Source organism: Bacillota bacterium, from assembly GCA_030019365.1.
In the GTDB taxonomy this organism is placed as follows: domain Bacteria; phylum Bacillota; class Sulfobacillia; order JACIYH01; family JACIYH01; genus JACIYH01.
The window spans coordinates 22,682-48,886 of record JASEFA010000013.1 but is presented as its reverse complement, the minus strand read 5'-3'; the positions used below and the strand labels follow the sequence as shown (position 1 = coordinate 48,886).

Annotated in this window: 23 protein-coding genes; 15 read left to right on the top strand and 8 right to left on the bottom strand. The window is 68.4% G+C overall.

Going from position 1 to position 26,205, the window contains the following annotated elements; translation table 11 throughout:
• Positions 1–130 precede the first annotated feature (130 nt).
• The 3 genes from QME70_13180 to QME70_13170 are packed head-to-tail and all read left to right on the top strand — an operon-like array spanning position 131 to position 3,851.
• Positions 131–2,230 (top strand): FAD-binding protein, encoded by a 2,100-nt coding sequence (locus QME70_13180; GenBank protein ID MDI6895519.1) that lies wholly within the window; start codon positions 131–133, stop codon positions 2,228–2,230.
• Positions 2,230–3,531, top strand: a complete 1,302-nt coding sequence (locus tag QME70_13175; protein ID MDI6895518.1) for an FAD-dependent oxidoreductase — start codon at positions 2,230–2,232, stop codon at positions 3,529–3,531. The genes QME70_13180 and QME70_13175 overlap by 1 nt, the downstream gene beginning before the upstream one ends.
• Positions 3,531–3,851 (top strand): 4Fe-4S dicluster domain-containing protein, encoded by a 321-nt coding sequence (locus tag QME70_13170; protein ID MDI6895517.1) that lies wholly within the window; start codon positions 3,531–3,533, stop codon positions 3,849–3,851. The genes QME70_13175 and QME70_13170 overlap by 1 nt, the downstream gene beginning before the upstream one ends.
• A gap of 40 nt (positions 3,852–3,891) precedes the next feature.
• Here QME70_13170 and QME70_13165 read toward each other — a convergent pair whose 3' ends face one another.
• The 4 genes from QME70_13165 to QME70_13150 are packed head-to-tail and all read right to left on the bottom strand — an operon-like array spanning position 3,892 to position 8,103.
• Positions 3,892–4,509, bottom strand: a complete 618-nt coding sequence (locus tag QME70_13165) for a cell wall hydrolase (protein MDI6895516.1) — start codon at positions 4,507–4,509, stop codon at positions 3,892–3,894.
• 32 nt (positions 4,510–4,541) lie between these two features.
• A complete protein-coding gene (locus tag QME70_13160) occupies positions 4,542–5,759 on the bottom strand; it encodes an MFS transporter (GenBank protein ID MDI6895515.1) in 1,218 nt (405 codons plus the stop codon).
• Complete coding sequence (thiI, locus tag QME70_13155) at positions 5,750–6,934, bottom strand: tRNA uracil 4-sulfurtransferase ThiI (protein ID MDI6895514.1); 1,185 nt, start codon at positions 6,932–6,934, stop codon at positions 5,750–5,752. Before thiI ends, QME70_13160 begins: the two co-directional genes overlap by 10 nt.
• Positions 6,935–6,945: 11 nt before the next feature.
• Positions 6,946–8,103, bottom strand: coding sequence for a cysteine desulfurase family protein (locus tag QME70_13150; GenBank protein MDI6895513.1), 1,158 nt, complete (start codon positions 8,101–8,103; stop codon positions 6,946–6,948).
• Between the two features lie 280 nt (positions 8,104–8,383).
• Between QME70_13150 and QME70_13145 the strand changes: the two genes are divergently transcribed.
• The 7 genes from QME70_13145 (at position 8,384) to QME70_13115 (ending at position 16,924) form a co-directional block, all read left to right on the top strand.
• Positions 8,384–10,522 (top strand): diguanylate cyclase, encoded by a 2,139-nt coding sequence (locus QME70_13145; protein ID MDI6895512.1) that lies wholly within the window; start codon positions 8,384–8,386, stop codon positions 10,520–10,522.
• 88 nt (positions 10,523–10,610) lie between these two features.
• Positions 10,611–11,126 (top strand): translation initiation factor IF-3, encoded by a 516-nt coding sequence (gene infC, locus QME70_13140; protein ID MDI6895511.1) that lies wholly within the window; start codon positions 10,611–10,613, stop codon positions 11,124–11,126.
• 81 nt (positions 11,127–11,207) lie between these two features.
• On the top strand, positions 11,208–11,408 hold the full coding sequence (gene rpmI, locus QME70_13135; GenBank protein ID MDI6895510.1) for a 50S ribosomal protein L35: 201 nt from the start codon (positions 11,208–11,210) through the stop codon (positions 11,406–11,408).
• A gap of 56 nt (positions 11,409–11,464) precedes the next feature.
• On the top strand, positions 11,465–11,824 hold the full coding sequence (gene rplT, locus QME70_13130; GenBank protein MDI6895509.1) for a 50S ribosomal protein L20: 360 nt from the start codon (positions 11,465–11,467) through the stop codon (positions 11,822–11,824).
• Between the two features lie 109 nt (positions 11,825–11,933).
• Positions 11,934–12,761 carry an RNA methyltransferase gene (locus QME70_13125; protein ID MDI6895508.1) on the top strand — a complete coding sequence of 276 codons (828 nt, stop codon included), beginning with the start codon at positions 11,934–11,936 and terminating at the stop codon, positions 12,759–12,761.
• A 490-nt stretch (positions 12,762–13,251) separates the two neighbouring features.
• Entirely contained in the window at positions 13,252–14,277 is a 1,026-nt protein-coding gene (gene pheS / locus QME70_13120) for a phenylalanine--tRNA ligase subunit alpha (GenBank protein ID MDI6895507.1), read from the top strand.
• A gap of 127 nt (positions 14,278–14,404) precedes the next feature.
• A complete protein-coding gene (locus tag QME70_13115; GenBank protein ID MDI6895506.1) occupies positions 14,405–16,924 on the top strand; it encodes a phenylalanine--tRNA ligase subunit beta in 2,520 nt (839 codons plus the stop codon).
• A gap of 27 nt (positions 16,925–16,951) precedes the next feature.
• Here the strand turns inward: QME70_13115 and QME70_13110 are convergent, their stop codons facing one another.
• Complete coding sequence (locus QME70_13110) at positions 16,952–17,374, bottom strand: hypothetical protein (GenBank protein ID MDI6895505.1); 423 nt, start codon at positions 17,372–17,374, stop codon at positions 16,952–16,954.
• A gap of 134 nt (positions 17,375–17,508) precedes the next feature.
• Between QME70_13110 and QME70_13105 the strand changes: the two genes are divergently transcribed.
• Complete coding sequence (locus tag QME70_13105; protein MDI6895504.1) at positions 17,509–18,618, top strand: GNAT family N-acetyltransferase; 1,110 nt, start codon at positions 17,509–17,511, stop codon at positions 18,616–18,618.
• 175 nt (positions 18,619–18,793) lie between these two features.
• The gene (gene polX, locus QME70_13100) at positions 18,794–20,536 is read left to right on the top strand and encodes a DNA polymerase/3'-5' exonuclease PolX (GenBank protein MDI6895503.1); all 1,743 of its coding nucleotides are present in this window, start codon (positions 18,794–18,796) and stop codon (positions 20,534–20,536) included.
• 108 nt (positions 20,537–20,644) lie between these two features.
• Here polX and QME70_13095 read toward each other — a convergent pair whose 3' ends face one another.
• Genes QME70_13095 through QME70_13085 form a run of 3 tightly spaced genes read right to left on the bottom strand, consistent with a single transcriptional unit; the run spans position 20,645 to position 22,848 of the window.
• The gene (locus QME70_13095; GenBank protein ID MDI6895502.1) at positions 20,645–20,965 is read right to left on the bottom strand and encodes an AzlD domain-containing protein; all 321 of its coding nucleotides are present in this window, start codon (positions 20,963–20,965) and stop codon (positions 20,645–20,647) included.
• Positions 20,955–21,686: an AzlC family ABC transporter permease gene (locus tag QME70_13090; GenBank protein ID MDI6895501.1), complete on the bottom strand. Its 732-nt coding sequence runs from the start codon at positions 21,684–21,686 to the stop codon at positions 20,955–20,957. Before QME70_13090 ends, QME70_13095 begins: the two co-directional genes overlap by 11 nt.
• A gap of 16 nt (positions 21,687–21,702) precedes the next feature.
• On the bottom strand, positions 21,703–22,848 hold the full coding sequence (locus tag QME70_13085; protein ID MDI6895500.1) for a 4Fe-4S double cluster binding domain-containing protein: 1,146 nt from the start codon (positions 22,846–22,848) through the stop codon (positions 21,703–21,705).
• A 276-nt stretch (positions 22,849–23,124) separates the two neighbouring features.
• Between QME70_13085 and QME70_13080 the strand changes: the two genes are divergently transcribed.
• The 3 genes from QME70_13080 (at position 23,125) to QME70_13070 (ending at position 26,119) form a co-directional block, all read left to right on the top strand.
• Entirely contained in the window at positions 23,125–24,201 is a 1,077-nt protein-coding gene (locus QME70_13080) for a 4Fe-4S binding protein (protein ID MDI6895499.1), read from the top strand.
• Positions 24,202–24,430: 229 nt separating this feature from the next.
• Positions 24,431–25,252 (top strand): enoyl-CoA hydratase-related protein, encoded by an 822-nt coding sequence (locus QME70_13075; GenBank protein MDI6895498.1) that lies wholly within the window; start codon positions 24,431–24,433, stop codon positions 25,250–25,252.
• A 24-nt stretch (positions 25,253–25,276) separates the two neighbouring features.
• Entirely contained in the window at positions 25,277–26,119 is an 843-nt protein-coding gene (locus QME70_13070; protein ID MDI6895497.1) for a class I SAM-dependent methyltransferase, read from the top strand.
• The last annotated feature ends 86 nt before the right edge of the window (positions 26,120–26,205 follow it).

Below are 26,205 nucleotides of genomic sequence, written 5' to 3'. Positions count from 1 at the left end.
GGCTGCTCACCGGCACCGCAGCGCCGGGGCCGGCGGGGAGAGCCGCCGGCGGTGGGGCGCGGAGGCACTGGCCACCTGCCCCAAGTGCGGGGCGCCGGCGTAGAGGTACGAGAAGGCGGAGGAGGAGCCGGTGAAGCTCATCGACCGCTCCTGCTCACCATTCACTGCCTGCATGCAGGCGCGTGGCCCGGGGACCGGTCCCCCGGGCCACACCCGGTTCGGCGAGGTGGTGGCGTTGCACGCGGTAGTCTGCCTGAAGCAGGTTCCGGACACGACGGAAGTGAAGATCGACCCCGCCACCGGCACGCTGGTGCGGGCGGGTGTGCCCTCTATTGCCAATCCCTATGACGTGCACGCCCTGGAGGAGGCCCTACGCCTGAAGGAGCGCTTCGGAGGCAGGGTGACTGTCATCAGCATGGGTCCTCCCCAGGCGGCGGCGGCCCTGAAGAAGGCCATCTCCTACGGGGCGGATGAAGCCATCCTCCTCACGGACCGGGCCTTTGCCGGGTCGGATACCCTGGCCACCAGTTACGTGCTGGCGGCGGCCATCCGCAAGGTGGCCACCGGCGAGCCCGTGGACATCGTCCTGTGCGGCAAGATGGCCATCGACGGGGACACCGGACAGGTGGGGCCGGGCGTCGCCACCCGGCTGGGTTTCAAGCAGTTGACATATGTGATCAGGATCGACTCCATCGATTTCCAGGAAGGGACCGTAGGGGTGTGGCGGGCCGTGGAAGGGGGTCGGGAGCTGGTGCGGACGAGGCTGCCGGCCCTGCTCACCGTCTCCGACGAGATCAACGACGTCCGCTATGCCACCCTGCCCGACATGACCAGGGCTGTGCGCCATGGGCCGGTGATCTGGACCAGGGCGGACCTGGACGTGGAAGACGGCCGTTGCGGCCTCAAGGGTTCCCCCACCAGCGTGGTAAGGACCTTTACCCCGGAGGTGCGGCTGAAGCGCAACACCGAGTATATCTCCTCCGATGGTGGGGCAGAGGCGCAGGCTGAGGCCCTGGTGGCCCGGCTGGCAGGCCGGGGCCTGCTGGCCGGCCGGAATCATTCCGGCCCGACGGGGGGCTCCCGGCCGGAAGAGGTGTCGGCTCAGCCCGGGCGGGCGGCGGCAGAAGGTGAATCGCCCCCGGAGACGGGCGCTCCGGCGCCGGGTGAGGGTGAGCGGGCGGCCGGGGATGAGGTGGCAGTGGGCGGCGGCATTTTCGTCTTCGTCGAGCAGCGGGAAGGACGAGCTGCCCCCGTCTCCTGGGAACTGGTGGGGGAGGCCGTGCGGCTGGCCCGCGAGCTGGGCGCTGAGGTGGGGGCCGTCGTTCTGGGCCAGGGCGTCAGGGCCCTGGCGGAGGAGAGCTTCACCTACGGGGCCGACGTGACATACCTGGTGGACCATCCCGTCCTGAAGGAGTACCGGACTGCCCCTTACGCCCGCGCCGCCGTGGAACTGGTGAGGAAGCACCGGCCCCAGATCTTCCTCCTGGGGGCGACCGCCCAGGGGAGAGACCTGGCGTCGACCGTGGCCACCAGCCTGGAGACGGGACTCACTGCTGACTGCACGGGCCTGGAGATCGATCCCGACACCAAACTCCTGCGGCAAACCCGCCCGGCCTTCGGGGGCAACGTCATGGCCACCATCCTGTGCCGGACCCGCCGTCCCCAGATGGCCACGGTGCGCCCCCGCGTCATGCCCATGCCTCCCCGGGATGCGTCCCGGCGCGGCCGCCTGGTGGAGGAGCGGATCGACCTGGACGAGGAGAGCATCGCCGCCAGGGTTATGCAGTTCGTGCCCCGGGCGGGCGACACGCGCTCCCTGGCGGAAGCGGAAGTCATCGTATCCGGCGGCCGCGGGGTGGGGGGCCCGCAGGGCTTCACCGTGCTCAAGGAGCTGGCGGACGCCCTGGGGGGTGCGGTGGGTGCCTCCCGGGGGGCGGTGGCGGCCGGCTGGATTTCCCAGGAACACCAGGTGGGCCAGACCGGCCAGACCGTGCGTCCCCGGCTGTACATCGCCTGCGGAATCTCCGGGGCCATCCAGCACCTGGCCGGGATGCAGGGCTCGGAGGTGGTGGTGGCCATCAACAAGGATCCCCACGCCCCCATCTTTCAGATCGCGGACTACGGTATCGTGGGCGACCTGTTCGAAGTGGTGCCGGCCCTCGCCCGTGTCGTCCGTTCGGCGGCGCGGGCGGAAGGCGACGGAGAGTCCGGCCGGGGGGCGATGCGCTGATGGACGAGCAGTTTGAAGTGATCGTGGTGGGGGCGGGACCGGCGGGCAGCGCGGCGGCGTATGTTCTGGCCAGAGCGGGCGTGAAGGTCCTCGTCCTGGAGCGGGGGGAGTCCCCGGGGGCCAAGAACGTCATGGGAGGCATCCTTTACCCGCGCATGCTGGAGGAAATCGTCCCGGGCGCCACCCGCGAAGCTCCCCTCGAGCGCCCCATCGTGGAGCAGCAGTTCTGGATGCTCACCGAGACCGCCGCCTTCAAGGTCGGCTACCGGAGCGAGAGGTTCCGGGAGTCCCCCAGCGCCTTCAGCGTGCTGCGAGCGAAATTCGATCCCTGGTTCGCGGGTAAGGCCGTTGAGGCGGGGGCGCTGCTGGTCAACGAGACCCTGGTGGAAGACCTGATCTGGCAGGATGGCAGGGTGGCGGGGGTAAGGACCGGGCGCGGGGATGGCGAGGTCTACGCCGACGTGGTGATCGTGGCCGCCGGCGTCAACACCCTGAACTCTCTGTACTCGGGCGCGGCAGCGGGGCGCGAGGGTATCGAGACTGACCAGGTCGCCCTGGCGGCCAAGGAGGTGATCGCCCTTCCGGCCGAGAAGATCGAAGACCGCTTCGGCTTGCCCCGCGGGCAGGGGGTGGCCATCGAGCTGATCGGAGACGCCTGCAAGGGCCTCACCGGAACGGCCTTCATCTACACCAACAGGGATTCGGTGTCCATCGGGGTGGGGGCCATGCTTTCGGACATGGCCAAAGCCGGCGTCCGTCCCTACGACCTGCTGGAGCACCTGAAGAGCCACCCCATGGTTCGTCCCCTGATCGAGGGAGGAGAGACGAAGGAGTACCTGGCCCACCTCATTCCGGAGGGGGGATACAACGCTGTGCCGCGGGTCTACGATCACGGGTTGCTGGTGTGCGGGGACGCCGCCATGCTGGTGAACTCGCTGCACCGGGAAGGGTCGAACCTGGCCATGACCTCGGGCCGGCTGGCGGCCGAGGCGGTGCTGGCGGTCCGGGAGAAAAAGGATTACTCCCGGGAGAGCCTGAGCCTGTACCGGCGGAAGCTGGAAGAGAGTTTCGTGCTGCGGGACCTCAAACACTACCGACGCATACCGCGCTTCCTGGAGCGGACTCCAGCCCTGTTCACCACCTACCCGCAGGCCATCGCCGAGGCCCTGGGCGAGATCATGACCGTGGACGGCGTTCCCAAGGCCGCCAAGCTGCACAGAGCCCTCCGGGCCGTGCTTTCCCGGCGGTCTGCGGGCCAGATTCTCTTCGACCTGTACCGGGGCGGGAGGGCGGTGTGGTGATGGCGGAGACGGTGACCGCGATGGCGAGCAGTGTCGACGACAAGCTCTATCTCATCAGGTACCGGGTGGACGACCGCCCCCACCTGTTCGTCAGCGACCGGCAGCCCTGCCTGGAGAAATGCGGCAGCAAGGGTCGCCCCTGCACGGTGGTGTGCCCGGCCCACGTCTATCGGTGGGAAGAAGAGCAGGGGGAGAAGCGCATCGTGGTGGAGTACGAGCGCTGCGTGGAGTGCGGGGCGTGCCGCATCGTCTGCCCGCACGGGAACATCGACTGGCACTATCCGCGCGGCGGCTTCGGCATCGTCTACCGCTTCGGCTAGCCCGCGCCGGCACGAGCCCGGGCGGCCCGGTGCCGGGATGTCAGTAGGTGAAGCGGTGACCGCCGATGGTGGCGGCCCAGGGCCGGGAAGACATGTAGGGATCCCAGACCTTGTTGTACGCGTAAAAGTAAACAGCGCCACCGGTGGGATCGTACCCCGCCAGGGCCTCCTGCGCCGCCCGCAGGCTTTCCTCGCTCGGGTACACATCCCAGATGTAGCCGTTCAGTACGGGTTCGAACTGGCCGGGGTCGAAGATGACCCCCCGGATGCTGGACGGGAAAAAGCCGCTACGGGCACGATTCACCACCACCGCCCCCACGGCCACTTTCCCGAGGTAGGGTTCGCCTCCCGCTTCCGCTTCGATCAGGCGGGCCAGGAGAAGGAGGTCGTCGCGGGAATAGGGGACGGCGCCCCAGAACACCCCGCGGGATGCCTGGGGGCGGTCGGGTACCGCCAGGGTCTGTCCCGGGTATATCCACCATCCGGCCCCCGGGTTCCACGACTCCAGCGTGTACACGTCGGTGCCGAACCACCGGGCGATCTCCCACAGGGTATCGCCCGGTTGCACGGTGTAGTACGCCGCGAGAGCCTGGGCCGGCATTACCAGCACCAGCAGCACCGCCAGGCCCAGGGTTACGTGCGTGCGATGACGCTTCATCTCGGTTCCCGCCTCCTTCCTGCCCGTCCATTCTAACGGAGAGAGGCGCTTTTTGTCATGTGAAATTTCTGGGTGACCGTCAAAACCGCTGCGGTTGTAAGCAGGAGGCCTGCCGAAACGGCGAAGGGCAGGTAGGGACTGGCGCGGTACATCCAGCCGCCGGGATAGGGACCGGCTGCCATGCCCAGCCCGTTCGCCAGGCTGAAGAGCGCGAAGCCGCGGCCGCGAGCACGCGGTGGCAGCAGAGTCGCAATCATGGCCGCCAGCAGGCTCCAGGAGATGGTGCCCGCCCCGCGCAGGAACCCGAACAGCGCGAGCCACCACATGTTGCCGGATGCCATGAGGACGGCCAGGGAAAGCACCATCAGAAAGAGCGATATGGCGACGCCACGGGCCCTGCCCAGGCGGTCGGCAAGCCATCCCAGCGGGGGGCTGAGGAGAGAGCCGCCCAGGGCCACCGCCGACCCCACCAATCCCACCCCGGCCAGGTCCAGGCCGGCTACGTCCTGCAGGAAGGGGGTGACAAAGGGGAGGAAAATGTGCTGCAAGAGGTACACCCCTGCCGACAGCGCCAGCAATCGCGGCACCCCGGGGAGGGAGACGACCTCGCCGAGGCCCGCGGCGGTCTCCCCGCCCTGGGGGCGGGGCTTCTGCGACCGCATGGGAAGGAGGACGGCGGTGGAGAGCGCGCACAGGGCAAAGGCAGTCCGGAACACGGGGCGCATGCCGGCCCGGTCGGCCCAGATGCCGCCCATGACGGGGGAGATGACCATGCCCAGGGGCCAGGCGGCGTCCACGACGGCGAACACGGTGGACATGCGGTGGGCCGGGCTGAGGTGGGCCATGTAGGCCCGCAGGGCGGGACCGGAGAACATGGAGATGTTGTACAGTATCACCGCGGGTATCAGGTGTGTCCAGTGTTGCGCCAGGATATACAGGAAGGGACCCGGGGTGGCCACCGCCCAACCCGCCACTATCACCCACTTGCGGTCGAACCTGTCCGCCAGGTAACCCCCCGGGAGGTAGGAGAGCGCCATGGCCCCGAAGGAGATGGCGTAGAGGAGCCCCAGCTCCGGGGCGTCTGCCCCAAGCTCCCGCACATATGCCGGCCAGGTGTACATGTACAGGCCGGCTCCCACGCTCCACAGCAGCGTGGACAGGAACAGGAGCCACAGGTCCCGGCCCAGCGCCAGGTAGCCGGGATCTTCCCTGGCCGGACGCGGGGGGACGGCGAGAGATGTCATATCCATTCCGGAGCCTTGAGTATGGTGCTCTCGGTCTGTTCCAGGCAACCCCGCACCAGAGTCTCCACGGGCAGCTTCGCCTCCGCTTCCTCCACTTCCGCGAGACCGGGCCGGGTGCGGGGGTGACGGGGCACGAACAGGGTGCAGCAGTCCTCGTAGGGCCGGATGGATATCTCGTAAGTCTCGATTTCCTGGGCCCGGCGGATGATCTCGGTCTTGTCCCACGCCAGCAGGGGGCGCAACACGATCAGCGAGGCCGCAGCCTCGATCACGGTGAGGCTCTCCACGGTCTGGCTGGCAACCTGCCCCAGGTTCTCACCGGTGACCAGGGCGCTCGCGCCCTGCTGCCGGGCCACTTCCGACGCCACTCTCATCATGAAGCGGCGCATCAAGAGGACCCGCAGGTCCTCGGGGGCCCCTTCCCAGATGGCCTTCTGCACGTCGGTGAGCTTCGCCATGTGCAGCCGGATGCGTCCGCACCAGGTGGCCAACTGGCGGCACAGGTCCTCCACCTTTTCCACGGAGCGGGGACCGGTGAAGGGTGGGGTGTAGAAGTGCACGCACTCCATCTCCAGGCCCCGGCGCATGCCCATCCACCCTGCCACCGGGCTGTCGATGCCCCCCGACAGGAGGAGCAGGGCCTTTCCGCTCGCGCCCAGGGGGAGGCCCCCAGGTCCCGCGATCGACCGCCCGTACAGATAGGCGTTCTCCCTGATCTCGACCTCGAGTATGACTTCGGGTTCGTGCACGTCCACCTTCAGGCCGGGGACGGTGCGCAGCAGGTCTGCGCCCAGGAGACGCTGGAGTTCCATGGAGTCCGGACGGAACCCCTTGTTGGCGCGGCGCGCCTTCACCTTGAACGTGAGAGGGAGGGCGGAGGCGCTGGCCGCGGCATCTTGCATGAGGTGGCGGGCCGCTTCTGCGATCGCCTCCAGGTCAAGGGGGACGCGCACGGCCGGGCTGATGGCCACGACGCCGAATACCCGCTCCAGGCGCTTCAGGGCTGCTCCGGGATCGGGGGGATTGAGTATGTAGAGACGACCGTGGCGCCTTTCCACGGAGACCCCGGGCCAGGGGGCCAGGGCCCGCTGCAGGCCGGCCTGCAGCTTGCGTTCGAAGAACTCGCGGTTCTCTCCCTTGAGACCTATTTCCCCGTAGTGTATCAACAAGAGCCTGTCCACGGGACGGGCACTCACCTCCCTCTGAAACGACCGAGCTCCGACACGCCCTGCCGGATCAGCCCGATGGCATAGGTAACCTCCTCCAGGCTGTTCAGCCGGGACAGACTGATGCGGAGGGAGCACGCTGCCTCCTCTTCGGAGAGCCCGAGGGCCACCAGGACGTGGCTCACGGGGTGACGCCGGGAGGCGCAGGCCGAGGTGGTGGAAACGTAGACACCTCGCTCCTCCAGGTAGTGTACCATGGTTTCCCCCCGCATGCCGGGCAACCTCAGGTTCAGTATGTGGGGGGCTCCCTGCTCGGGCGGGGGACCGTTCACACGGCACCCGGCCACTTCGCTGGTGAGGCGGGTGCCCATCTCCGCCTTGAGGCAGCGCATGTGCGCGGCGGCGGCGGGCCGGCTTTGTTCCGCCAGCTGTGCGGCCAGGCCGAATCCCGCGATGCCGGCCACGTTCTCGGTACCCGCCCGCAACCCGAACTCCTGTTCTCCCCCCGCCAGGAGAGGACGCAGCCTGATTCCCCGGCGCGCGTACAGAGCCCCTGTTCCCTTGGGGCCGTGGACCTTGTGCGCGCTCAGGGACATGAGGTCGGCACCCAGGTCGGGGACGGCAACGGGCAGCTTGCCCAGGGCCTGGACGGCGTCCACGTGCAACCAGGGGCGGCGCTTCCCCGTGCCCAGGATGCCCGCGATGGCGGAGATGGGCTGCACCGTTCCCACTTCATTATTGACGTAATGCACGGTGACCAGGACGGTGGTGGGCCGCAGGGCCCGTTCCAGTTGGGCGAGGTCCACGGTCCCGCTGGCGTCCACGTCCAGGTAAGTGGCCTCCCATCCCTCCTGCTCCAGCATGCGGCAGGTCTGCAGGACGGAGGGGTGCTCGATCCTGGTGGTGACGAGGTGACGCCCCTCAGCGTGGCGCATCCAGGCGGTGCCCCTGATGGCGAGAGCATTGGCCTCTGTTCCCCCGGCGGTGAAGATCACCTCCGCGGGTGTGCACCCGAGCACCGCCGCCAGCCGCTCCCGGGCTTGATTCACGAGCTTTTCGGCTTCGAGGCCGAGGCGGTGCAAAGACGACGGGTTGCCGTAGTGATCCACCATGATCTCCCGCATCATCTCCGCCACTTCCGGGAGCACCCGGGTGGTGGCGGCGTTATCCAGGTATGCCTGCATGTACCATCCCCCCTGCCCACGCGCCCGGTTCGGGTGGCGCTGCCCATGCGCCCAAGTCGGGCGGTCGCTTCCCATGCGCCGGGTTCGGCTGGCGACGCGGAGGCCCCCTGAAATCATATCCGCGACCCGGAGACCGCGCAACTTGGCCGAGGTCCGCCAGGGGGTGGCGGATAGGAAAAACGGGTGCGCAGGTAGAATGTATCTGCCAGCAAGACAGGGCCGTAGCAAAACTCCTGGCAATTCGGGGGAGGGTCTTAACTCGGCCGGGCCGGGGAATAAGTTGCTCTTCAGGGTACTGGCGGCTCTGGCTACCGCCCGGGATGAGGAGGCGGTATGCCGGATCCTGGCTGCTGGCCTGGCCCAGGCCGCTGCCTGTGACCGGGGCCTGGCCGTTTGCCTGGTGGAGGCGGACGGGGAGATGTGGCCGGCTGCCCTTCTCGACAGCGGTGAGGGGACTGCCGATCGGTCCTCCGCGCGTCCCGGCAGCCTGGTCAGGCAGGTGTTAAGGAGCAAGCGCCCGTATATGGGCCCGGCCCAGGGGCTGGATTGCTGGCCCCTTCCGGAAGGGGTGGGGCAGGTGCTGGCCCTGCCGGTCAGGGGGCGGACGGGCACGCGCGCCGCCGCCATCCTGGGTCGGGGAGCCGGGTCCACTTTCTCGCTGGCCGAGCTGGAGATCTGCCTCCTCCTGGCCGAGCAGGCGGGGCTGGCCCTGGACAATGTACGGCTCATCTCCCGGTTGCGGCAGACCGCCCGGCGGCTGGGCGACCAGAGGAAGCAGCTCAAGGAGATTACCGTGGGGGCGGTGCGAGCCCTGGTGGCGGCGGCCGATTCCCGCGCTCCCCAGTTCCGGGGCCACTCCACCCGGGTAGCCGAATATGCCCTGGCCATCGGTGAGGAGATGCGCCTGAGTCCCCAGGAGCTGGAGGATCTTCGCTACGCCGCCCTCCTCCACGACATCGGGCGTACGGAGGTGGACGTGCGCATCCTGCGCAAGCGGGGGCCCCTGGACTCGGGCGAGAGGGGAGCGATGATGGCCCATGCCGCCTATGGAGCCCAACTGCTCGAGGGGATTCCCATCTTCCGCCACCTGGCTCCCGCCGTCCGCCACCACCACGAGTGGTACGCGGGGGGAGGGTATCCGGATTCCCTGAGCGGCGAGGAAATCCCCCTGCTGGCACGCATCCTGGCGGTGGCGGATGCCTTCGATGCCATGACCTCAGCCCGTCCCTACCGGGGGTCGTACCATCTCGACGAGGTCAGGGAGAGGTTGGTGGCCGCCCGGGGCATCCAGTTCTGTCCGCAGGTGGTGGATGCCTGGATGGCCGTCGTGGAGCGAATCGAGAGGGAGAACCTGCCCCTCTGGCAGGAGATCCAGACCCGGCAGTCCCGCTCTGCCAGGGGGAGGCGACCGGGGCAGCTCGCCCCCGGCCGCATCCTGCCCGTGCACGGGCGGGAGCTGGCCGTGGTGTACCGGGTGGCTCAGGAGACCCGGGCATTGCTCGACCTGGACGTCCTCCTGCAGCGCATCCTGGACATCCTGCATGAGTCCCTGGGCCCTGGCCACCAGTATATCGTGCTCCTGCCCGACGAGGCCACGGGGGACCTGGTGGTTCGGGCGGTGGCGGGGTATCCCGAGGAGGTGGTGGGGTTCCGGGTGCCGCGGGGAAGGGGAGTCACCGGTTGGGCTTTTCGCACCGGGCAGATGCAGGTGGTGGACGACTGCAGCCAGGATCCGCGGTACATCAGCGTCCCCACCGGAGCCAACGCCTCTGAAGTGGCCATCCCCCTGGTGGCTCAGGAGCAGGTGATAGGCGTGCTGGACGTGGGCAGTGACACGGTGGCCGCCTTCGGCGAGGACGACCTGCAGCTGCTGGTGGCGGTCGCCGGCCACGTGGCCGACTACATCTTCGTGGCCCTGCAGCACCGTTACGCCACGCGGGCCGCTATCACCGACGGTCTCACCGCCGTTTACAACTATGCCTACTTCTATGCCCGCCTGCAGGATGAGATCGCGCGCTGTCGCCGGCTGGGTACCCGGCTGAGCGTGGCCTTTCTGGACTTCGACCAGTTGAAGCGGGTGAATGATCGCTACGGCCATCTGGCCGGGAATGCGGTGGTGCGCGCGGTGGCCGAGTCTCTCAAGGCCAGGGTGCGGGCGGCCGACGTGGTGGCCCGCTACGGAGGTGACGAGTTCGTCATCATCATGCCTGACACCGGGCTGAACGAGGCCGGGCAGGCCCTGCGGCGGGTCCTGGAAGGGATCCCCGCGCAGGTGTACGTAAGGGAAAAGGAGGTGCCCGTGCCCGGCATAAGCTGGGGGGTGGCGGCGTACCCGGAGGACGGCGAGACCCCCGAGGACCTGCTGGGAGTGGCGGACACGCGTATGTACCGGGAGAAGGGCATCGACATTCAGGACTGATGCCAGCGGACCGTATTTCAGGGCTGATTGCCTGCCTGCGCCAGCCTGTGTTATACTGGCTAAGGCCGCGGGAGGGAGGGGAAAGCGTATAGACAAGGACCTGCGGGTCAACGAAGAGATCAGGGCGCGCGAGGTGCGCCTGATCGGGGTGGACGGCCAGCAGCTTGGCATCTTTTCCTTGCGTGAAGCCCTGGAAATGGCGTACGATCAGAGTCTGGACCTGGTAGAGGTGGCTCCCCAGGCCCGGCCTGTTGTGTGCCGCATCATGGACTACGGGCGGCACAAGTACGAGATGGCGAAGCGGGATCGGGAAGCTCGCAAGAAGCAGCGGGCGGGGGACATGAAGGAAACCAAGCTGCGGCCGCGCATCGAGCAGCACGATTTCGCAGTGAAGGCACGTAACACCAGGCGTTTCCTGGAAGACGGCGACAAGGTGAAGGTTACCCTCATGTTCCGGGGCCGGGAACTCGCCTACGTGGATTTGGGCAGGGAGGTTCTGGAGCGCCTGGTGCAGGAGGTTTCCGACCTGGCGGTGGTGGAGAGGCCGCCCCGCCTGGAAGGACGCAACATGGTGATGATCTTAAGCCCCAAGAGTACGGGCTAAGCCCCCAGAGCACGGGTCAGGCCCCAGGAGTACGGGCCAGGGCGCAGGAGTATGGGTCAGTCTAGTGATGGAGGCCTGCGTATGCCGAAGATGAAGACCCACAGCGGTGCCAAGAAGCGTTTCCGGGTGACGGGCCGGGGTAAGGTGCGCGCGCAGCATGCCTTCACCAGCCATAAGTTCGAGAAGAAGAGCGCCAAACGTAAGCGCCGTCTCAACCAGGGGACCATCCTGGAGAAGGCTGAGTCGCGTCGCGTGCGCCGCCTGATGCCTTACGCCTTTTGAGGGCGGGCAGGGGAGCGCCCGGATGTCAACCCGGTAGAGTCACGGAGGAGTCGGGAATGCCCAGGGTCAAGACCGGAGTACCGAAGAGAAAGCGTCACCGCAAGGTGCTGAAGCTGGCCAAAGGGTACTGGGGGCGGCGGTCCAGGATTTTTAGGGCGGCCAACGAGGCGGTGATGAAGGCTCTTGCTTACGCCCGGCGTCACCGCAGGGAAAAGAAGCGGGATTTCCGCCGCCTGTGGATCGCCCGCATCAACGCGGCGGCGCGGCAGAACGGCATGTCGTACAGCCGCCTCATGGGCGGGTTGCGGCGGGCCGGCATCGCCATCAATCGCAAGATGCTGGCCGACCTGGCCGTCCGCGACGCGGCCGCCTTCACGAATCTGGTGGAAAAGGCCCGGCAGGCCCTGTCGGCCTAGCGGGCGCAAAGGCGCCCCGCCGTACCGGAGGGCGTGTTGAGCGCGCGAACCCGAGATGCATGACCAGGAGCCCCAAATCCGCAGCCGCCAGAACCGGCTGATCCGGTGGGTGCGGAGCCTGGGTGACAGGCAGGAGCGACAGCGGCAGGGTCTCACGGTGATCGAGGGCCGGCGGCTGGTGGCCGAGGCCCTGGAAGCCCGGGTGGCTCTGCCTCTCGTGTTGTATACGCCGGAGCTGACTGCCCATCCCGGGGGGACCGCCCTGCTGGAACGGGCGGCCGGGGCGGGGGGCCGCCTGACGTGCGTCGCACCGGAGGCTCTGGAGGCATGCGCCCAGACTGTTACCCCCCAGGGCGTGGTGGCGGTGGTGGAGTTCGGTGAGAGGGTGCTGCCTGCGGGGGAGCTTGCTTCGCTGCCGGGCGCGCATGGGCCTCCGTCCGGGCAACCGGTCTCTCCCCCCGGCGAGCCGGCTCTGGTGGTGGCCCTGGACGGGTTGCAGGATCCGGGCAACGTGGGGACCATCGTACGCGCCGGCCTGGCAGCGGGGGTCTGGGCCCTGCTGCTCGGTCCCGGGACGGCGGAGCTTTCATCTCCCAAGACGCTGCGGGCCAGCGCGGGCGCGGCCTTCCGGGTGAGGGCGTGGCGGGTATCGTCATGGGAGGTGCTCAGCCGCCTCCGGGAGCAGGGATGGAGGGTGGTGGCCACCCGGGCCCGCGGCGGAGCCCCCCCCTTTGCCACGGACCTCACCGGGCGGACCGTGATCCTGCTGGGGAACGAGGCCCGCGGGCTGGCCCCGGCGCTGGAGACCCTCGCCGACGTGGCGGTTTCAATTCCCATGCCCGGCGGGGCGGAATCGCTGAACGTGGCCATGGCCGGAACAATCCTTCTATACGAAAGTGTGCGCCAGCGGGCCGTTGTACGGCTCGCTGGGCTGTGATATAATGCGGTGCGACAGCGACGGGAAGGGGCGTGCGAGGGTATGTCAGCTGCCGACCTCTGGTGGAGGATCTTCGAGCTGACCGGTTCCGTCACCGCCTACCTCATGTACCGCCGCTTCAGAATTCTGCAACCGAATCCTGCCAGGCCTTGACGGAGGAAAGTACTCCGGATACTGCCCTGCAGGGAGGGTGGGCCGCGGACTGAGAGCCCGCCCGGGCGTGACCGGAGGAAGTTCCCTCCCGAGCCGCCGCCTGAAACCCCCTGGGGCAAGTAGGAGCGGCCGCGACCCTGCGATAGGGGGAAAGAGGGGGGTCGGCCCGGTCGGGCCGGTTCAATCCAGGTGGTACCGCGGGGAATCCCGTCCTTGAGAGGACGGGGTTTTTTCGTATCAGCGGGAGTGTGGCACCGGGCATGACGCTGCGCCGCCGCACCGGCGGAATCCGGGGCGGGCGGCCGGAGGGCTGACCGGGCGGGAGGTGCGCGAGAGCATGGAGCGAGATTGGGTCACGCTGAGAAGAGAGGCCGAAGAGGACCTCGCCCGGGCGCGCAGCCCGGCCGATCTGGAGGAGATCCGCATCCGCTACCTGGGTAAGAAGGGAGTGGTCACCAGGGCGCTGGCCGAACTGGGCCGGCTGCCGCCGGAAGAGAGGCCCGAGTTCGGTCGCCAGGCCAACATGCTGCGGCAGGCCCTGGAGGAAGCCCTTTCCCGCCGCCGGGAGGAGATCGAGCAGGAAGAGGAGAGCCGCCGCCTGGGGGAAGAGAAGGTGGACGTCACCCTCCCCGGGGTGCCGGTGCGGCGGGGCTATTTCCACCCCCTGTACCAGGTGGCGGACGAGGTCAAACGCATCTTCCTGGGGCTGGGCTTCGCGGTGGCGGAGGGTCCCGAGGTGGAGTACGACTGGTACAACTTCGAGGCCCTGAACATCCCCCGCGACCACCCTTCCCGCGATGCCCAGGAGTCCCTGTACATCACCGATGACATCCTCCTGCGCACCCAGACTTCCCCCGTCCAGATCCGGGTCATGCAGACCATGGCTCCCCGGCTGCCGGTGAAGGTGATCGCGCCTGGCAAGGTGTACCGGCGCGACACCGTGGATCCCACCCACTCCTTCATGTTCCACCAGGTGGAAGGTCTGCTCGTCGACCGGGGTGTGACCATGGCGGATCTCAGGGGCGTGCTGGAGGAGTTCGCCCGTCAGCTGTACGGTCCCCAGACCCGGGTGCGCCTGCGGCCCAGCTACTTCCCGTTCACCGAGCCCAGCGCCGAGCTGGACGCCACCTGCTTTCTGTGCGGGGGGCGGGGGTGCTCCACCTGCGGTAGCGGCTGGCTGGAGATGGCAGGATGCGGGATGGTGCACCCCCGGGTGCTGGAGGTGGGCGGATACGACCCGGAGGAAGTGACCGGGTTCGCCTTTGGCATGGGTCTGGACCGGTTGACCATGCTCAAGTACCGCATCACCGACATGCGGTTGCTGTTTCAGAACAACATGCGCTTCCTGGAGCAGTTCGCATGAATGTCGCCTCTGGGCGTGCCGAGAGATCGAAGCGAGGGCACGCGGCAGGCCCGTCGCCTGCACGGACGGCATGGCAGGTCCAGGGGCAGTGCGGCGGCCTGCAGAGCTGGAATGAGAGGTGAAGGCTGTGAGGGTACCCCTGGGATGGTTGCGCGACTATGTAAGTGTAGCCTGGGACGCGGAGGAGCTGGCGGAGCGGCTCACCTGGAGCGGGCTCAAGGTGGAGGGCGTGGACCGGCTGGGCGAGGATCTGGCGGACCTGGTGGCGGCCCGGATCATGGAGATCCTGCCTCATCCGGCGTCGCGCAGCCTGTGGGTGTGCCGCGTGGATGACGGACGGGCCATCCGCCAGGTGGTGACCGGGGCCCCGGGACTGGCGGCGGCACAGGTGGTGGCCTACGCCCGGCCGGGGGCTGTGCTGCCGGGAGGCCGCCAGATAGGCAGCCAGCACTTCGCGGGCCAGCTGTCCGAGGGCATGCTCCTTTCCGCCACCGAGTTGGTGCTGGGGGAGGAGCACCGGGAAGGGGAGGGGATAGTCATACTTCCTCTCGAGGTGGCTCCCGGCACCGACCTGGTGGGTTACTTCGGGCTGCGCGATGTGGTGCTCGACCTGGAGCTGACGGTGAACTATGCCGTCCACTGTCAGAGCATCCTGGGGGTGGCGCGCGAGGTGGCCGCCCTGACCGGGGGAGAGGTGCAGTTGCCCCCTGTGTTTGCCCGCCATTACCAGGTGGCCCTCCCTGCGGGTACGGACGCCGGGGGCGAGGCGGCCCGCCTTACCTCCGTGCGGGTGGAAGACCCCGGCCTCTGCCCCCGTTACACGGCCATCCTGCTCCACGATGTCCTGCCACAGTTCTCTCCCGTCCCCGTGCAGTTCCGGCTCCATGCCGCCGGGATGCGGCCCCTGGGTGCGGTGGTGGACGTCACCAACTACGTCATGCTGGAGCTCGGTCAACCTCTGCACGCCTTCGACCTGCGTCGCCTCGAGGAAGGCCGCATCGTGGTGAGACGGGCCCGGGCCGGCGAGCGGATGCGCACCCTGGACGGGCAGGAGCGCGAGCTGGACGAAGAGATGCTGGTGATCGCCGATGCCGGCAGGCCGGTGGGGCTGGCGGGAGTCATGGGCGGAGAGGATACCGAGGTCACGGGCTCCACCCGAGAAGTGCTCATGGAGGCAGCCTGGTTCGATCCCATCAGCATCAGGCGTACGTCCCGGAGGCTGGGCCTGCGGACGGCCGCTGCCGCCCGCTTCGAGAAAGGGATCGATCCGGCCGGCGTCCTGGCCGCTTCCCGGAGGGCGTGCCATCTGCTGGAAGAGCTGGGGGTGGCGCGGGTAGTACCCGGGGCGGTGGACGTGCGCGCCCGGGAATACGGCCCGCGGCCGGTAGAGTTCCGGCCGGCCCGGGTGGGTGCCGTCCTGGGCCTGGACATCCCCCGTGCCGCCACCCGGGAAGCCTTGGTCCGCCTGGGTTTCTCCGTCACCGCGGCGTCGCCCGCTGCCTCCACCGCGCCCGCGACCGCCGCCTCGCCCGCGCCGGATCGCGGTTTGACGGGGCGGGCGGACGAGCGGTGGGAGGTGGCGGTGCCCACCTGGCGGGGCGACGTGGTGGGCGAGATCGACCTCATCGAGGAAGTGGCGCGCATTCACGGCTACGAGCGCATTCCGTCAACCCTGCCCACGGGATCGCCCTCCGCCGGCTACCTCACCCGGGAGCAGCGGCTCATTGGCCGCGCCCGCCAGGTGCTTGCCGCGGCCGGGCTGTCGGAGGCGCTCACCTTCTCCCTGATTTCGCCGGATGCATTCGACCGCCTGGGGCTGGAGGGGGATGACCCCCGTCGGCGGGCCCTCACCACGCGCAATCCCCTCAGCGTGGAGTGGAGTGTCCTGCGCACCAGCCTGGTGCCCGGACTGCTCGGGTGCCTTGCGCACAACCAGGCCCACCGGGTTACGCGGGCCGGACTCTTCGAAATCGCGGCCGTATACCTGCCGGGGGAGCTGCCCCCCAGGGAGTTGCCGGCTGAACGGCTGTATGTAGCCGGAGCCACGTACGGGCCCTGGTGGGAGAGCCACTGGAGCGGTGGGGCTCCGGAAACGGACTATTTCCACATGAAGGGCGTGGTGGAGTACCTGCTGGATGTTCTGGGGGTCAGGCCGGTCGAGTACACGCCGACGGGGGAGCCGTACCTGCACCCCGGTCGCCAGGCCCGGCTCACGGCGGGAGGGCATCTCCTGGGTGTGGTGGGGGAACTCCACCCGCGGGCGGCGCGTGTCCACCAGTTGGAGGGGCGGGTGGCGCTGTTCGAGCTGGATTTCACCACTCTCCTCGCCCTGGCCGGCGAGGAACGCCTCTACCGGCCCCTTCCTCGCTTCCCAGCCGTTACCCGCGACGTGGCGTTCATGCTGGCGGACCACATCCCGGCCGCCCGGGCCGAAGAGGTGATCAGGCTTGCGGGCGGACCTTTGCTGGAGAGCGTGCGGCTCTTCGACGTGTACCGGGGAGAAGGAATCCTGCCTGGTCACCGCAGCCTGGGCTACTCGCTGACGTACCGCTCGCCGGAGCAAACCCTGACCGACCGCGAGGTGGATGAAATCCACGCCGAGGTCAGGCACGCCCTGGAGGTGGACCTGGGCGCCACCCTGCGGTGAGGACGGGTCTGACGGCCTGACGCAAAGCTAACGCGATGTTGCCAGCTCCCTCACCCGTCGTTCCAGTTCCGTCAACCGGCGGCTCACCAGGTCGTTCCAGTTCTTCAGCATCCCGCCCATGAACCTGAGCTCGCTCCGCACTTCCTCGTAATGGCGACCGATGGCCTCGTAGAGGGTGGAGTGACCTTCTGCCACCAGGCGGACCTGATCCTGGACCGTCTCGCCCATCACCTCGAGACCGGCCATGCGCTCGTCCATGCGTTCAAGCCGTGCACTTACGGCTGCAAGTCCCTCTTCAACCTGGTTTAGTCGTTGATCGACTCCGGTCACCTGTTCCTCCAGGTGGCAGAGCCGTTGATCGACTCCGGTCACCTGTTCCTCCAGGTCCCCGAGCCTCCGGTCGACCCTGGAAAATCGCTCGTCCAGGTATTCGCGGAGCTCTTTGTCCAATGCCTCGCCTCCCCCCTCTGTGTGGCTACCTCGTCCATGCTATTCCCCGCGCCGATGCCAGTTCCTGCCGTACCGCTGATCGGCCGGGGCATTCCTATGGGGGGCATTGGCCGGGGCATCCGGGTGCGGGCGCATTGCCGGCAGACGGGGATGGGCCGGGGGAAGATGGGTGTGCGGTAGGTGGGGGCGGGGGAGGTGGCGAACTCTCCCTCACGGAAAGCGAGGGGGTGGCCGGCGTGTACGAGATCCGCCAGCTTGAGCCGGGGGACTATGCAGCCGTTTCCGAAGCGATTGCAGGCTGGCTTGACGTTTCCTGGGCGGGTCAGGTCGCTCCGGGGCATTTCCTGCACTTCGCGGATACGGGTTTTGTGGCCGAAGAGGATGGCAGGCTGATCGGGTTCCTGCTGGGGTTCGTCTCCCAGTCCCGCCCGGGGGAGGCTTACATCCACCTGGCGGGAGTTCACCCGACCAGGCGGGGATCCGGGGTGGGGCGCCGACTCTACGAGACTTTCTTTGCCGCCGTGGAGGAGCGGGGATGCCACACGGTCTCGGCCATCACCGGGCCCCTCCGCCCCGAGTCGCTCGCCTTTCACCGCAGCCTGGGGTTTGAGGTGATCCCCGGGGGAGCGGCGGTGGACTGGGGAGAGCGGGCGCGTTCCCCGGCAAGCGCCGTGGGGGTCGTTGCCGAGGGGGGCGGGTCCCCGGCCGAAATGCCGCGGGCTCTCCTGCGCAAGCAGCTGTACCCGCCCGGCACCCGGCTGGAGGAAATGTCGGTCGAAGAGCGGCTGTACCACCGCGTGCGGGGGGCCAGTGTCGCCGAGATGGTGGCCATGCTGCGGGAGCTGCAGCGCCATTTCGGCCCCGAGGTGGTGGAGGTGGCGTCCCGGGGTCTGGCCCAGCTGCACCGCCGGCGCTGGCGGCAGCGGGCCCAGGAGCTGGGCCGGGAGGACCTGGACACTTACCTGCGGCTCCGCTTCCTGAGCAACCCGCTCGTCACCTGCGGGGTACGGTACGAAGGAGCCACTGCGGTGCTGCGCGTCTCCCGCTGCTTCTGGGCGGAGAAGTTCCGGGAGCTCGATGCCGCCGATCTGGGATATGTGCTATCCTGCCGGATGGGGGAGTTCTCCGCCCGGGGATTTAACCCGGCATTCGGGCGCTCTCTGCGCAGCACCCTCATGGAGGGGGGCACCCATTGCGACTATCGGATCTGGGATCGCCGGGCGGCGCGGCCCGGTTCGCCCTAGCCTCCACGCCTCCGGTGGCGCCGTCGGGCGGAAACGCCCAGGCGGCGGCGGGCTCAGGCGAGGGCGCGTTCCCAGAGCTGGCCCATGTTGGCTGCCTCCCGGGAGGCATGGGCCTCCTCGGGGACTCTTTTCACGGGAGGAGCCGGTTTCCTCCCCGGGCAAGGAGGGCAAATGGGTGACACCGCAACCTTCCAACTACCAGGTGGCGTGGCTTCTGGAAGAGATCGGCGACCTGCTGGAGATCAAGGGCGAGGATGCCTTCAAGGTGAGGGCGTACCGGCGGGCCGCCCAGGTCCTGCGGGGGTGGGCTGAAGAGGTAGCGCAGGTGGCGGCGGAGGAACGCCTCACCGAGATCCCGGGAGTGGGCAAGGCCCTGGCGACCAAGATCGAGGAGATCCTGGCCACCGGCACCTGCCGGGCCCTGGAGCGGCTGCACCAGGAGGTCCCGGCGGGGCTGCGCCGGATGCTGGACATCCCCGGCGTGGGCGGGCGCACGGTGGGCACCATCTGGCGAGCGCTGGGGATCACCACCCTGGCCGAACTGGAGGCGGCCGCCCGGGATCACCGGCTGCGCACCATCCGGGGGCTGGGGGCGAAGAAGGAAGAGGCCATCCTGCACGGGATTGAGTTGCTGCGAGTGCGCCTGGAGCGCAGCCCCCTGGGCCTAGCCTATCCGGTGGCGCGGGAGCTGGCCGGGTACCTGGCCTCCCTGCCCATGGTGGAACGGGTGGAGATAGCGGGGAGCGTGAGGCGGGGCAGGGAGCTGGTTAAGGACGTAGACCTGGTGGCCTCCTCGGCGGAGCCCGCCCGGGTGATGGATTTCTTCCTGCACATGCCGGTGGTGGACGAGGTCGTCCTGCAGGGGGAGACCAGGTCGCAGGTGCGGACCCGTTTGGGGCTGGCCGTCGACCTGCGGGTGGTCTCGCAGGAGGAGTTCCCCTGCGCCTGGCAGTACCTCACCGGCTCGGCCGGACACAACGTGCGCCTGCGGGGGCGGGCCCGCGAGCGGGGGCTGAAGCTCAACGAATACGGCCTCTTCGCCGATGACGGACGCCGTCTGCCGGTGGCAGAAGAAGGCGACATCTACCGCCACCTGGGTCTCGAATTCATCCCTCCCGAACTGCGCGAGGACAGGGGCGAGATCGAGGCGGCGGAAGCGGGCAGCCTTCCCGCCCTGCTGGAGGAGAGCGACCTCGGGGGGGACCTCCACTGTCACACCGACTGGTCCGATGGGGGCAACTCCCTGGAGGAGATGGCCCGCGCCGCCATGGCCCGCGGGTACCGCTACCTGGGCATCTGCGACCACTCCCGTAGCCTGACGGTGGCCAACGGGCTGGATGCGGAGCGCCTGGCCCGCCAGGGAGCCGAGATCGAGGCCCTCAACCGCAAGTGGGAGAAAGAGGGGAAGGACTTCCGACTGCTCAGGGGCATCGAGGTGGACATCCTGGCCGACGGTCACCTGGACCTGGATGACGAGGTGCTGGCCGGGCTGGACGTCGTGATTGCCTCCGTGCACAGCGGCTTCCGGCAGGACCGTGAGACCATGACCGCCCGCATCGAGCGGGCCCTGCGCCATCCCCACGTGGATGCCCTGGGGCATCCCACCGGGCGCCTGATCGGGCGGCGTCCCGAATACGCCGTGGACATGAGGCGGATCTTCGAGGTGGCCCGGGCCGAGGGCAAGGCTTTGGAGATCAATGCCTCCCCCGACCGCCTGGACCTCTCCGACGAGCTGGCCCGGGAGGCCGCGCTGGAGTGGGGAATCCCGCTCGTCATCAACACCGATGCCCACAGTGCCGGCGGCCTGGACGACATGCACTTGGGCGTGCAGGTGGCCCGGCGCGCCTGGCTGGGCAAGGAGCACGTCGTGAACTGCGCCGGCCCCGATCGCCTGCTCTCTTTCCGCTGCCGCCGCTAGCCGCCGCTGCCAGCCGCCGTGGAGGCAGGAAGGGGCAGCGTGCATGGCCCCGCGCGGCGGTGGTGAGAGGCGGTATTGCTACCTGTTCCCCCGCCCCTTGGAAGAGGGCTAGGGAATGACGCGCCGGAAACCCAGCGCGGCGACGACTCCCGCTGCCATGGTCAGGAGGATGCTGCGGGTGCGGACAGCGACCACTCCTGCCGCTAGCCCGGCCAGCAGCTCGGGGTTTTGCCAGGGCGGGACGAGGTGGCCCCGCGGAGTGATGAGTGCCGGGGCGACCAGTGCTCCCAGCACACCCGCAGGGATGTATCGAAGGCCGCGCCGCAGAACCCCGGGAAGGGGCAGTGACGGGTACACCAGCGCGAGGCAGCGAGTCAGGTAGGTGGCAGCGGCCATAGCGAGAATGGCCGCCCAGAGGTTACTGTCCACGGTCCACGATACCTCCCACGACCGCCGCGGCCAGTGCACCTGCCAGTATGTGTCCGCCTCCGCGCAGGAGCGGGCCCGCGGCAACAGCCACCAGCGCTCCGGCAAGGGCTGCAGCCACGCCGGCCCGCCCGCGGGCCAGGGGTACGAGCAAGGCGATGAACACCGCGGGGAAGGCGAAGTCCAGGCCCCACCGGGCGGGGTCCGTAACCACCCCACCCAGCAGGGCGCCTGCAGCGCTGCTGGCCGTCCAGGCGATGAAGGTGGCCAGTCCGGTCCCGAGCATGTAGCCAGGATGGAAACCGTGCCGGGCGGCGTCGCTGGTGGTGAGAGAGTAGCTCTCGTCGTTCATGCCGTACGCGAGGAGCAGCCGGTGCGCCGGCTTCACCCTCCCCAGCTGGGGTGCCAAGGAGAGGCCCATGACCAGGTGGCGCAGGCTAAGCAGGAAAGCGGTCACGAAAAGCTGGCCCGGCGGGACGGCGGCCTGCAGGAGCGGCAGGGCTGCGAACTGGGCTGTCCCGGAGAAGACCAGGGCGGACATGGCTAGGGTGGCGGAGAAGGTGAGCCCCGCCTGGTGGGCAAGCGAGCCGAATACCGCGCCGTACGTGCCTATACCTGCCGCGACGGGAATGGAGTCCGTCAGAGCCCGGACAAATGGGCGCTGGCTCCCGGGAGCAGCCGGCTCAGCGTACCGGTGAAGATGGTTCTGGTAGTGGTTCTCCATGGCCTTCCCTATCTTATCAGACGGCTGCTTCCTGGCACGAAAGCTCGATCTCGTCCCGCACGGCAGGATCGGTCTCCCGGGCCAGGGCAGCCTGGAGAGTACGCCGGGCCGTGCGGGTTGCCATTCTCGCGAGGGCCCAGGCCGCATGTCCCCGTACCATCGGGTCCCCATCACCGAGCGCCTCTCGCAGGATCGGTTCCGCCGCGGGGTCGCCCAGGTTTCCCAGAGCCACGATGGCGTTCCGGCGGATGTCGTTCTTGCTGGGGTTGTATACGAAGTACCTGTGCCACACCGCGCGGTACTCCTGGTCCGCCACCATCGCCAGGTGCTCCAGTGCGAAGTTGAGCAGTGCCTGGTCACCGGGGGCGGGAGCCGGCTCCGCCACGGCCCGGTTGCGCGGGCAGACTTCCTGGCAGACGTCGCACCCATAGATCCAGGTGCCCATCTTCGAGCGCAGCTCCCGCGGTAACCACTCGCCCGCCCGCCACGTGTTCCGGTCGATGCACCGGCGTGGGTCCAGCACAAAAGGGCTGGCCAGCGCACCCGTGGGGCAGGCGTCGATGCATAGCCGGCAGCGACCGCAGGGATCCACGCGCGCGGGCGGGTATGAGAACCCAACCAGCGGCTCCCCGAGGCCGGCCGGGGCACGATCACGGTTGACCAGGCGTCCCGGTTGAATTTCGGCGTCCACCGCCCATGCGAACAGGGACACGAAGGAGTGTCCGTGCGGGAGGTATCCCAGGCAGTTTCGCCTCTGAACCACCAGCCCCGCCGCCACAGCAGCCTCTCGGCGGGGAACCTTCCCGCTCCATCGCCACCCCAGCCGGGCGAATGCCTCCACCAGGCACCGCCCGCCGCCGTGTGTCCCCTGGTCGGGTGGGTCGCTCTCCGAGAGGTAGAGCCGGGCCACCCTGCTGCGCGCGGATGGGGGCACCACGGCCCGCGAGTAATCCCAAAGGGCCACCACGATGGTGCGGGCGCCCGGAAGCGATGTGGTGGGGTCCGTGAGAGAGGGCAGGGAGGGAAACTCCCCGTATCCGGTCCTGCTTCGCACCGAGGCGCCCCACGAAGAAAACTCCGTGCAGGGTATGGCCGCCAGCGCCAGGAAGCCTGCCTCCCGCGCAGCAGGACGCAGTGCTTCCAACGTCAGTGCCAGGTCCACCACCTCCGGCGGGCTCCCGGTCCGCCGTCCCGGCCGCCAGCATCGCCCATGCAAGAAGTATCCCGTTCCTGGCCACGCGGGTCAAGAGCCAGGTCGTGTACACAGGAGGCCGCTGGTGGTCCCCTGCGGGCGATGGCGGGCTCCGCCGGGGGGGGCCACCGTGGCGCGGAAAGGGGCGGTGGCTGGCACCTCACTTCCGTCACCCGGGGGTGGTATGATCTGAGTGGCAGCGGCCCGGACGTAGGGGCACATGGCGGTCTTGGAGAATCTGACCTGGTGAGGTACCCGGCCCTGACGTGTGCCCGGGGCCGGCGAGAGGGGAAGAGTGGCATGCTGGAAATCTACCAGGCCCTTGCCCGCAGGACCGGTTGTCCCGATGAGTTCCTGCCTGAGCTGAGCCGTATCGTTCCATCCCCAGATGCACCTTACGTTCTCTGGTGCGCGGGCGACGATTGGGTGAATCCCTCCCGGCTCGCCGGGGCCTTCGGGACGGATCTGGAGACTGCCGCTGAGCTCCTGGAAGACCTTTTCCGGAGGGGAATACTGGCGCGCAGGAGGCCAGCGGATCTCGACCGGGACGAGTTTTGGTATCATGCCCGTAGCTTCTACTCGTTGCTCCTGATTCATCTGGGTGAGGGGCGGGTGGACGGGCTTGACCGGGCGTCTCTGGTCAGACTGCGGGAGTTCTACCTGACCAGGCGGCTCGAGATGTACGACGACCTCATCGAAGAGGGAGCCCTCAAGGCGAGCTCAGAAGTATTGCCGGTGGAAGAGGCCTTCACCGGGCATCGCCATCCGCACTCGGGTGAGACTACCGTGATGCCCGGAGTGGACGCCCACCGTCTGATGGCTGCGACCTCCGCTCTGCAGCTACTCCCCTGTGCATGCCGCCTGACCTTCCAGAGGTGCGACAAGCCGCTGGAGACCTGCCTGATCCTGGGAAGCCGGGCCGAGGAATACCGTGCCCGCGGCGTGGGCAGGCCGATCACGGTGGACGAAGGTGAAGAGATCCTGAGAATAGCGGATCGCGAGGGCCTGGTTCACCTGGCCGTGTTTGAGCCGGGAGATCGCCCCTACGCCCTCTGTTCGTGCTGCCCTTGTTGCTGTCATGACCTGCAGGCTCTGCTCAGGTTCGGGCGGACGCGGTGGGTGCGCAAGGCACCGTGGGTCGCCCGGACCGACATGGATGTGTGCACCGGTTGCGGTACCTGCGTCCTCCGGTGCGTGTTTGGAGCCAGGGTGCTGGGGAATGGGGTGCTGGCGTATGACGAGGCCAGGTGCTACGGATGCGGCCTCTGTGTGAACACCTGCCCGCAACGAGCCATCACCCTGGTTCCCAGGGCGCCCGCCTAGCGGGGAGCGCACCATGAACACTCGACAGAGGTTACCGTGTTTCGGTGACCGGGATTCGTTTCCTCCGTACGCAGTGCCCCGTCCCGGCCGGGACCGTCTGGCTGGCGCTGGGCGGGTTGAAACCCAGTGGCCACGGGCGTTTGTGGGGGGAGTCCCTCGCGACGGTTCACCGTCGCCACCGCTCGCGAAAAGCCGTTTTCGAGAACGACACGACTAGGGAGGGAGAGCATTGGAGGGCAGCAGGACCGGCTTTCAGTCGGAGAACCTCACCCTGGACGTTGAGTCGGGCGTCGCATTGATTACGCTGAACCGGCCCCAGGTGCTCAACGCTCTGGATCAGGCGTTGAGCGGTGCGCTGGTGCGGGCGGTGGAGAGGTGCGCAGAGGACCCCGAGGTGCGGAGTGTAGTGATCACCGGTGCCGGAAGGGCTTTCTGTGCCGGGGGTGACATGAAACCCGCGTATGAGCTTCTGGGGAAGCAACCGGCGCGGTACTTCCGGGACCTGACGAAGCTGTTGCACAGGTTGGTGGCCGATCTTCGCCTGATACCAAAGCCCGTGGTGGCAGCCATCAACGGTCCTGCCGTGGGGGCGGGGATGAGCCTGGCCCTGGCCTGCGACCTCAGGCTCATCAGCGAAGGCGCATTCATGAAGCAGGCCTATACGAGCATAGGCCTCTGTCCCGACGGCGGGTGGTCATCGTTCGTTCCCGGGCTGGCCGGAGGCGGTAGGGCGGCAGAGCTGGTTTTCCTGGATGAACCGGTGAGTGCTCAACAGGCGCTGGCCTGGGGCCTGGTCAACCGGGTGGTTCCCGGGGAAAGGTTGCTCGGGGAAGCCCTGGACGTGGCCGGGCGCCTGGCGTCGGGGCCCGCCACCTCATATGCCAGGGCCAAGGAGCTGCTGAACCAGTCCCTGTGGCCGGGCCTGGAAACGCAACTGGAGAGGGAGCGCCAGTTCCTCATGGCGTGCGCCGAGTCGGTGCATTTCGCGGAGCGAGTGAGAGCGCTCATGGAGAGGCGTCTAGTGGACCGGGCTACCGGCATGCGACCCTGAGTTGGCCAGGGGAGCGAGTTGCCTGTGGAGCGAGAGGTATACAGCATCGGCTATGGCCCCGGCGCCCACCGCTGGCACTCGCAACGTACCGCGCGTGACCGGGCGGGCTTCTTCCTCCCCTTCCTCCGCCCCGGCATGCGTCTGCTGGACTGCGGCTGCGGCCCGGGCTCCATCACGCTCGGGTTTGCCGAAGTCCTGGCGTCCGGGTCGGTCGTGGGGGTCGATCTGGAGCCCCGTCAGATCGAGCGGGCACGGGCGCTGGCGGCTCAGCGGGGAGCGGCAAATGTGGAGTTTCGGGTGGGGGACATATACGAGCTCGCGTTCCCGGACGCCTCGTTTGACGCCGCCTTCGCCCACAACGTGCTTGAGCATCTGAGCGATCCCCTGAGGGCCCTCAGAGAGATGCGCCGGGTGCTCAGGCCGGGCGGTGTGGTGGCGATTCGTGACCCTGATTACGGCACCGTGCTGTGCGTCCCGTCGACGCCGCTGCTGGCAGAGGCAAGCAGCCTGGTTTTGCGGGTGCGGGAGCGTAACGGCGGCAGCCCGTATTACGCGCGGCACCAGCGCCGCCTGCTGCTTGAGGCCGGATTCGGGCGCAGCATCGGGTTTGCCTTCGCCGAGTGCCAGGGAGACACAGGGGCCGTGCGCGCCTTTGCGGACATCCTGGTGGAGGTGTTGTGCTCGCCGGCCACCGTGGATGTGGCCGTCGGGGAAGGATGGGCTGATCGGGAGACACTGGATGCGATGGCTGCAGGAGTGCGGGCCTGGAGTGAGGAGCCGGGGGCATTCCGGGCTGTGATGGACTGCGCGGCGGTTGGCTGGGTTGATGGGCCCGCAGGAGAGAGAACCAGACCGGCGAAGTCCTGAGAGAGGGCCCTGCTGCTTGATGGGGCCCCGCGCCGGGGGGTTAACCGACTGTGTTGCCGGGCCGCCAGTACCCAGAGGAGAGGTGA

Excerpts from the sequence above, each read along its gene's own strand:
- rpmI (MDI6895510.1), top strand. The coding sequence starts at position 11,208 with ATGCCGAAGATGAAGACCCACAGCGGTGCCAAGAAGCGTTTCCGGGTG.
- QME70_13160 (MDI6895515.1), bottom strand. The coding sequence starts at position 5,759 with ATGGATATGACATCTCTCGCCGTCCCCCCGCGTCCGGCCAGGGAAGAT.
- QME70_13170 (MDI6895517.1), top strand. The coding sequence starts at position 3,531 with ATGGCGGAGACGGTGACCGCGATGGCGAGCAGTGTCGACGACAAGCTC.
- QME70_13090 (MDI6895501.1), bottom strand. The coding sequence starts at position 21,686 with ATGGAGAACCACTACCAGAACCATCTTCACCGGTACGCTGAGCCGGCT.
- QME70_13165 (MDI6895516.1), bottom strand. The coding sequence starts at position 4,509 with ATGAAGCGTCATCGCACGCACGTAACCCTGGGCCTGGCGGTGCTGCTG.
- rplT (MDI6895509.1), top strand. The coding sequence starts at position 11,465 with ATGCCCAGGGTCAAGACCGGAGTACCGAAGAGAAAGCGTCACCGCAAG.
- pheS (MDI6895507.1), top strand. The coding sequence starts at position 13,252 with ATGGAGCGAGATTGGGTCACGCTGAGAAGAGAGGCCGAAGAGGACCTC.
- QME70_13175 (MDI6895518.1), top strand. The coding sequence starts at position 2,230 with ATGGACGAGCAGTTTGAAGTGATCGTGGTGGGGGCGGGACCGGCGGGC.
- QME70_13150 (MDI6895513.1), bottom strand. The coding sequence starts at position 8,103 with ATGCAGGCATACCTGGATAACGCCGCCACCACCCGGGTGCTCCCGGAA.